We start from the raw sequence: 5,941 nt of genomic DNA on the forward strand, positions 1-5,941 counted from the left end.
CGCCCCATGGAAAGCAAGTGGTCACCTCGGAAAACAATTTACACTCTAAGTTTAAAAGGCGGTTATGACCAATCATCAATAGCTATCAGTTTTTCAGTGGTCTCCAAAAATACCGCTGTTTTTTCAATATATAAGTTTTTGAAAATAGAAAGTATCTCTTTATGTGATAAAATGGAGGAAAGCTGTTTTAAAAACATCGAGCAATCAAATCATGGAAATGAGCATACAGGATATTTATCTTTCGATGAAAGATAGTTTTATTTTGTTTGGCAAAATTGTATAAAAGAAATGCTTGTTTTGGATTGGTTTTCGTCCATTTAGTTGAACTAAAAAAGAAAAGGAAGTACGTAAAAATATATTAAATGAAAGTTGGTTGGTTTTGGGTGAATAGAGTGAGAATACCAATATTAAAACTGTATGACTATTTGCTAGTATCCATTCAGTGGGAATTAGATGACCAAACAGCCCTTCAGTTTCAAGAGGATTTATTAAATAAAATCCATGAAACGAGTGCAAGTGGAGTAGTGATTGACTTAACATCCATTGATTTTATAGACTCATTTATTGCCAAAGTATTAGGTGATGTTATCGGTATGTCGAAGCTAATGGGGGCTAAGGTGGTACTGACAGGGATTCAGCCTGCTGTTGCCATCACCTTAGTAGAGCTAGGTATCAGTTTGAACGATGTTTTAACTGCCTTAGATCTAGAAAAAGGTTTGGAGAAATTACAACAGGAATTGGAGGATTGACCTATGGGAGACCAATCCTGTGTAAAAATCGTAAATGAATGGGACATCGTTGCAGCTCGGCAATTAGGTAGAAATATTGCAAGAGAGCTTGGCTTCGGTATTGTAGATCAAGCTCGTATTACTACTGCGATTAGTGAACTTGCAAGAAATATCTATTTATATGCTGGACAAGGGCAAATTTGTATAGAGAAGCTTTTTGATAATGGGAAAGCGGGCTTGAAGCTAATTGCTAAAGACAGTGGTCCTGGAATAAAAGATATAAGACAAGTAATGCAAGATGGTTTTTCTACCTCGGGTGGGTTAGGTGCTGGATTACCAGGAGTAAAACGGTTGATGGATGCGTTTGATATCAAAACCTCTATAGGCGAGGGGACAGAAATTCAGGCAGTGAAGTGGCTAAGATAAGGGGGAGAGAGATAATGGATTTCCGAGAAATGATGGAATCTAAGTATCGAGATCTTCTTGTGAACTATATTAAAGATGAATCTGAACAAGCGCTTTATCAAGGGCAAAAGTTTAGTAGGAAATCGATTGAACAAAAAATATCACCAGAAGATATAATCAGTTTACATAAATCTATTTTAGTGGATTTATATCCGGATATGCCTGAATATGTAACGAAATCTTTTGATATTCTTTTAGAGGTTATGATAGGCTATGGATTTGCTTATAGAGAACATCAAAGTCTTCGCCATGTTCAGCAAGAATTAAGAAGTGAGATGGAAATCGCTGCAAATGTCCAACAAACATTATTAAGTACAGATATTCCAAAAGCAGAAGGGTTGGATATTGGCGCAATCAGTGTTCCGGCAAAAATGATGAATGGAGATTATTATCACTTCGTTCATGATGATGATCAAATCATTAATATTGCCATCGCGGATGTAATTGGAAAAGGAATTCCTGCTGCTATGTGCATGTCGATGATTAAGTATGCAATGGACAGTCTCCCAGAAAATAGGAATAAACCAAGCAATGTATTAGAAAATTTAAATAGGGTAGTAGAGCAGAATGTAGATCCTAGTATGTTCATTACGATGTTTTACGGAGCATATGATACATTGTCGCATGTATTTCACTATGCATCGGCTGGTCATGAACCAGGTCTTTATTATCAAGCGAAAACAAAACAGTTTAGTGAGCTTAAAACAAAGGGCTTATTACTAGGTGTAGATAAAAAGACAAAATATCAACAATTTGAAAAGGAAATTTATCCAGGTGATATGATTGTTTTAATGTCAGATGGAGTAACAGAAAGCAGAACGAAAGAAGGCTTTATTGATAAAGAAATTCTTCTAGGATACATAAGAAAGCATATGCATTTAGATGCACAAGATATTGTCAAAAATGTTTATATGGAATTAGAAAAAATTCAAGAATTTCATTTGCGTGATGATTTTACTTTAATTATTTTAAAAAGAAAAGTTTAACTCCGTAAACGATGGGGTAAAAGACAATATCGTAATCATGTAAAGGTGGGTCGGGATGAATATCATAATAGATGTAAAGGAAAAAGAATTGGATGTAGAAGTTAAAGTTTCTGGTGAAATAGATGCGTATACAGCTCCGAAATTAAGAGAGCGTATTTATTCCTTTTCTGAAAAAGAAGGAATAAAAATGGTAATAGATTTATCAGATGTTAACTATATGGACAGTACTGGTTTAGGCGTGTTTGTGGGGATATTTAAGAATGTCCGAGCAAACAATGGTGAATTCAAGTTGATTGGTCTATCTAGTCGTTTAATCAGGCTATTTGAAATAACTGGATTGGCAGATATTATAGACATAAATAGTAAGATAGAAGGTGGAATCAAATGAGTCATTTTGAGTACATCGAAATGAAAATCCCTTCTAAACCAGAGTATGTTGGCATTATTCGCTTAACACTATCTGGGATTGCAAGCAGAATGGGCTTTAGCTATGACGAAATTGAAGATTTAAAGATAGCTACTAGTGAAGCATGTACAAATGCTGTGCAACATGCGTATAAGAATAAGGACGCAGGAGATGTTTTGATTGGGTTTCGATTATATAATGATCGACTAGAGGTTATTGTCGCCGATAATGGAAAGAGTTTTGACTTTCATTCTACGACCAAAGATTTAGGTCCGTATGAACAGGATGAGTCAGTAGAATTTCTTCGTGAAGGGGGACTTGGCCTATACTTAATCGAAACATTAATGGATGAAGTAAAGATTCACCATAATAACGGGGTAACTGTTTTCATGACTAAATACCTCGAAGGAGAGCAGGTGGAGAGGGATGCAGAAACAATCTCAACCTAATCGCCATTTATCAAAGGAAGAAGTAAATGAATTAATTAAAGAATTTCAACTGACGCAAAATGAGAAAGCCCAGGAAGCACTTGTCTTAAATTATCGTGATTTAGTAGAAATGCTGGCAAGGAAATATTCTAAAGGGAAAATGTTTCACGAAGATATCGCACAAGTAGGGATTATTGGATTAATAGGAGCCATTCAACGTTATGATGAAAGCTTCGGCAAGAGTTTTGAGGCCTTTGCTGTACCAACTATAATTGGCGAAATTAAACGGTTTTTAAGAGATAAAACGTGGAGTGTTCATGTACCAAGGCGTATTAAAGAGCTTGGACCTAAAATAAAGAAAACGGTAGAACAGCTTACTACCGATTTACAGCGTTCTCCAAAGGTAAATGAAATTGCTGATTATCTAGAGGTATCCGAGGAAGAAGTGCTAGAAGCGATGGAGATGGGCAGAAGCTATCAGGCTTTATCTGTTGACCATTCGATTGAGGCAGATTCAGAAGGGGGAACCGTTACTCTCTTAGATATTGTGGGGGATGTAGATCAAGGATTTGAAAAAGTAAATCAAAAACTAGTGCTAGAAAAAGTGTTGCATGTATTAACGGAGCGAGAAAAAAGTATTATTCAATATACATATTTGGATAATCTTAGTCAGAAGGAAGCTGGAGAAAAGCTCGGGATATCTCAAATGCATGTTTCTAGGCTTCAAAGAAGAGCGATAAAAAAGCTCCAAGAAGCAATACAGGCAGAGTCCAATAATTCGGAGTTTATCTTATGAATGAATTGAAAGATAATAATGTCCATGTACTTGCCTATCAGACTAGCAAGAAAGGGAAAACCCTTTGTGGAGATAGTTTTTTTTATACATCAACGGATGAATACTTTGTTTGTGTATTAGCAGATGGTCTTGGAAGTGGCGAATACGCAAATGAAGCATCCGTTGCAGTTACCGAGATGATTAAAGAAAATCATGCGAAATCTGTTGAGGAATTAATGGAACTATCTAACAATGTTCTTATAAAGAAAAGAGGAGCGGCAGTCTGTGTTTTCAAAATTAACTATGCTACCAAGACAGTTGTTTATAGCTGTGTAGGTAATATTCGATTCTTTCTTTATTCTCCTTCAGGCAAATTGACTTATCCACTCCCAGTAACGGGTTACTTATCAGGAAGACCTCAACATTATCATACGCAACGTTTTACCTTTGAAAATCATGCGAAATTCCTTGTTTTTTCCGATGGATTTAATATTCAAGGAATAAAAAATTTGCTAAAAGGATATTTGCCTATTAGCTCCATAGCAGATAGTATTGTTGGAAAATATAATAATTCAGATGATGATTCTACTTTTATATTGGGAAGCTTGCTTTAAAGTAAGCTTTTTTTGCTGTTTTATTATATTTTTTTCTGTCGGTTATATCAACAAGCTTTTGAAAGTAGCTCTCTTTATTTATTTTTTTGGCTCTATAATATTTGTTGGGGTTGTCCTACAATTTGTATGCAAAAAAATACACGCATACATCCAATTCTTTTATACTTGAATTGTCGAGAAACAAGTAAAGAAATGGAGATGCGTGTATATGAATTTTAACATTTCTATTCCAGGATTAAAAGATGTGCTGGTAAAAAACGTAGAAGAAGTAGGAGAATATATTCATGTTTATGTAGAGATGGAGCGTAAACCGCACTGTTGTCCAAAGTGTGGCAGTCAAACCAATCGAATTCATGATTATCGCATTCAAAAAATCAAACATTTGAAGTGGTTTGAACGAAAAACGCTGTTGTTCTATAAAAGAAGAAGATATGTTTGTGCTTGCGGAAAGCGATTCTCTGAAATGAACACGTTTGTAGAGTGTTATCAGCGTAGTACGATCGAATGGAACCAGGCAATTGCAATCAAAGCAATAAAAGGAAAAACATATAAAGAGACGGCAGAAGTTTATGGAACATCCCCAACAACAGTTGTTCGTCGTTTCGATCAAATAGCCAAAGAAGCAATTCATCCGGTCACAGAGCTGCCAAAAGTGATAGCTATTGATGAGTACAAAGGCGATACCAAGGAAGGGAAATATCAATTAATTATAGCTAATGGAATCACAAGAGAACCAATTGACATTCTTCCAAATCGGTATAAAAAAACGATTAAACGGTACCTTCAAAAACATGGAGCGCAAGTACAAATCGTAATCATGGATATGAGTCCATCCTTTAAAGCAGCTGTACAAGAAGCTCTGGGTAAACCAGTTATTGTAGCGGACAGGTTTCATTTTTGTCGATATATTTATTGGGCATTAGATAAGGTTAGGCGACGTGTCCAACAAAACTTTCATGCGTATGATCGTAAGAAGTGTAAGAGAATGAAACATGTCTTTCATAAAGCAAAAGATAAGTTAAATAATGAAGAACGTTGGCTTCTAGAGAGATATCTATCTATGTCGGAAGAATTAAAGCAGGCCTATGAACTGAAAGAAGCCTTTCGAGCATGGTTTACAAGGGCTAAAGAAATTGGAAGCACACAAATTAAGAAGGTCAAATATGAACTCGAACAACTTTTAATAAGATTTAAAACCGAAGGTATTTTAGAGATGTCTGATGTAATAAAGACATTCAAGAATTGGCAGACGGAGATACTCAACAGCTTTGTGTACAATTACTCAAATGGTTTTCTTGAGGGGATTAACAATTCCACCAAAGTAATCAAACGAAACGCATTTGGATTTAGAAGTTTTGAGCGCTTTCGTGCCAAGATATTATTAACACATCAATTTAAGGGAATTGGAATACATGTTGGATAAAAACTAGAGAATGAACATTTGTATGTTTGGAGGGTCTAAGACCTTCCAAACATACAAATGCCACCAAGCTTAAGCGCGGTAGCCTAGTATTTTACCCCAACAATTGACTTAGAACC

General features: G+C 35.6%; 9 protein-coding genes. All 9 read left to right on the top strand.

Annotated elements, in window-relative coordinates:
• A partial coding sequence (locus ADJ83_RS25985; protein ID WP_048717486.1) for a hypothetical protein occupies positions 1 to 255 on the top strand: 255 nt, incomplete at its 5' end.
• A gap of 107 nt (positions 256 to 362) precedes the next feature.
• The gene (locus ADJ83_RS08190; protein ID WP_268817899.1) at positions 363 to 749 is read left to right on the top strand and encodes an STAS domain-containing protein; all 387 of its coding nucleotides are present in this window, start codon (positions 363 to 365) and stop codon (positions 747 to 749) included.
• A 3-nt stretch (positions 750 to 752) separates the two neighbouring features.
• A complete protein-coding gene (locus ADJ83_RS08195) occupies positions 753 to 1,154 on the top strand; it encodes an anti-sigma regulatory factor (RefSeq protein ID WP_031540169.1) in 402 nt (133 codons plus the stop codon).
• A gap of 14 nt (positions 1,155 to 1,168) precedes the next feature.
• Positions 1,169 to 2,179 carry a PP2C family protein-serine/threonine phosphatase gene (locus tag ADJ83_RS08200; protein WP_031540170.1) on the top strand — a complete coding sequence of 337 codons (1,011 nt, stop codon included), beginning with the start codon at positions 1,169 to 1,171 and terminating at the stop codon, positions 2,177 to 2,179.
• Between the two features lie 55 nt (positions 2,180 to 2,234).
• Positions 2,235 to 2,567, top strand: a complete 333-nt coding sequence (locus ADJ83_RS08205; RefSeq protein WP_031540171.1) for an anti-sigma factor antagonist — start codon at positions 2,235 to 2,237, stop codon at positions 2,565 to 2,567.
• Entirely contained in the window at positions 2,564 to 3,034 is a 471-nt protein-coding gene (gene rsbW / locus ADJ83_RS08210) for an anti-sigma B factor RsbW (protein ID WP_031540172.1), read from the top strand. The genes ADJ83_RS08205 and rsbW overlap by 4 nt, the downstream gene beginning before the upstream one ends.
• Positions 3,012 to 3,809: an RNA polymerase sigma factor SigB gene (sigB, locus tag ADJ83_RS08215; RefSeq protein ID WP_031540173.1), complete on the top strand. Its 798-nt coding sequence runs from the start codon at positions 3,012 to 3,014 to the stop codon at positions 3,807 to 3,809. Before rsbW ends, sigB begins: the two co-directional genes overlap by 23 nt.
• Complete coding sequence (locus ADJ83_RS08220) at positions 3,806 to 4,402, top strand: PP2C family serine/threonine-protein phosphatase (RefSeq protein WP_031540174.1); 597 nt, start codon at positions 3,806 to 3,808, stop codon at positions 4,400 to 4,402. Before sigB ends, ADJ83_RS08220 begins: the two co-directional genes overlap by 4 nt.
• Before the next feature lie 202 nt (positions 4,403 to 4,604).
• Positions 4,605 to 5,825 carry an ISL3 family transposase gene (locus ADJ83_RS08225; protein WP_081836520.1) on the top strand — a complete coding sequence of 407 codons (1,221 nt, stop codon included), beginning with the start codon at positions 4,605 to 4,607 and terminating at the stop codon, positions 5,823 to 5,825.
• The last annotated feature ends 116 nt before the right edge of the window (positions 5,826 to 5,941 follow it).

The sequence above is a fragment of the Bacillus sp. 522_BSPC genome (assembly GCF_001076885.1).
Taxonomy (GTDB): domain Bacteria; phylum Bacillota; class Bacilli; order Bacillales; family Cytobacillaceae; genus Niallia; species Niallia hominis.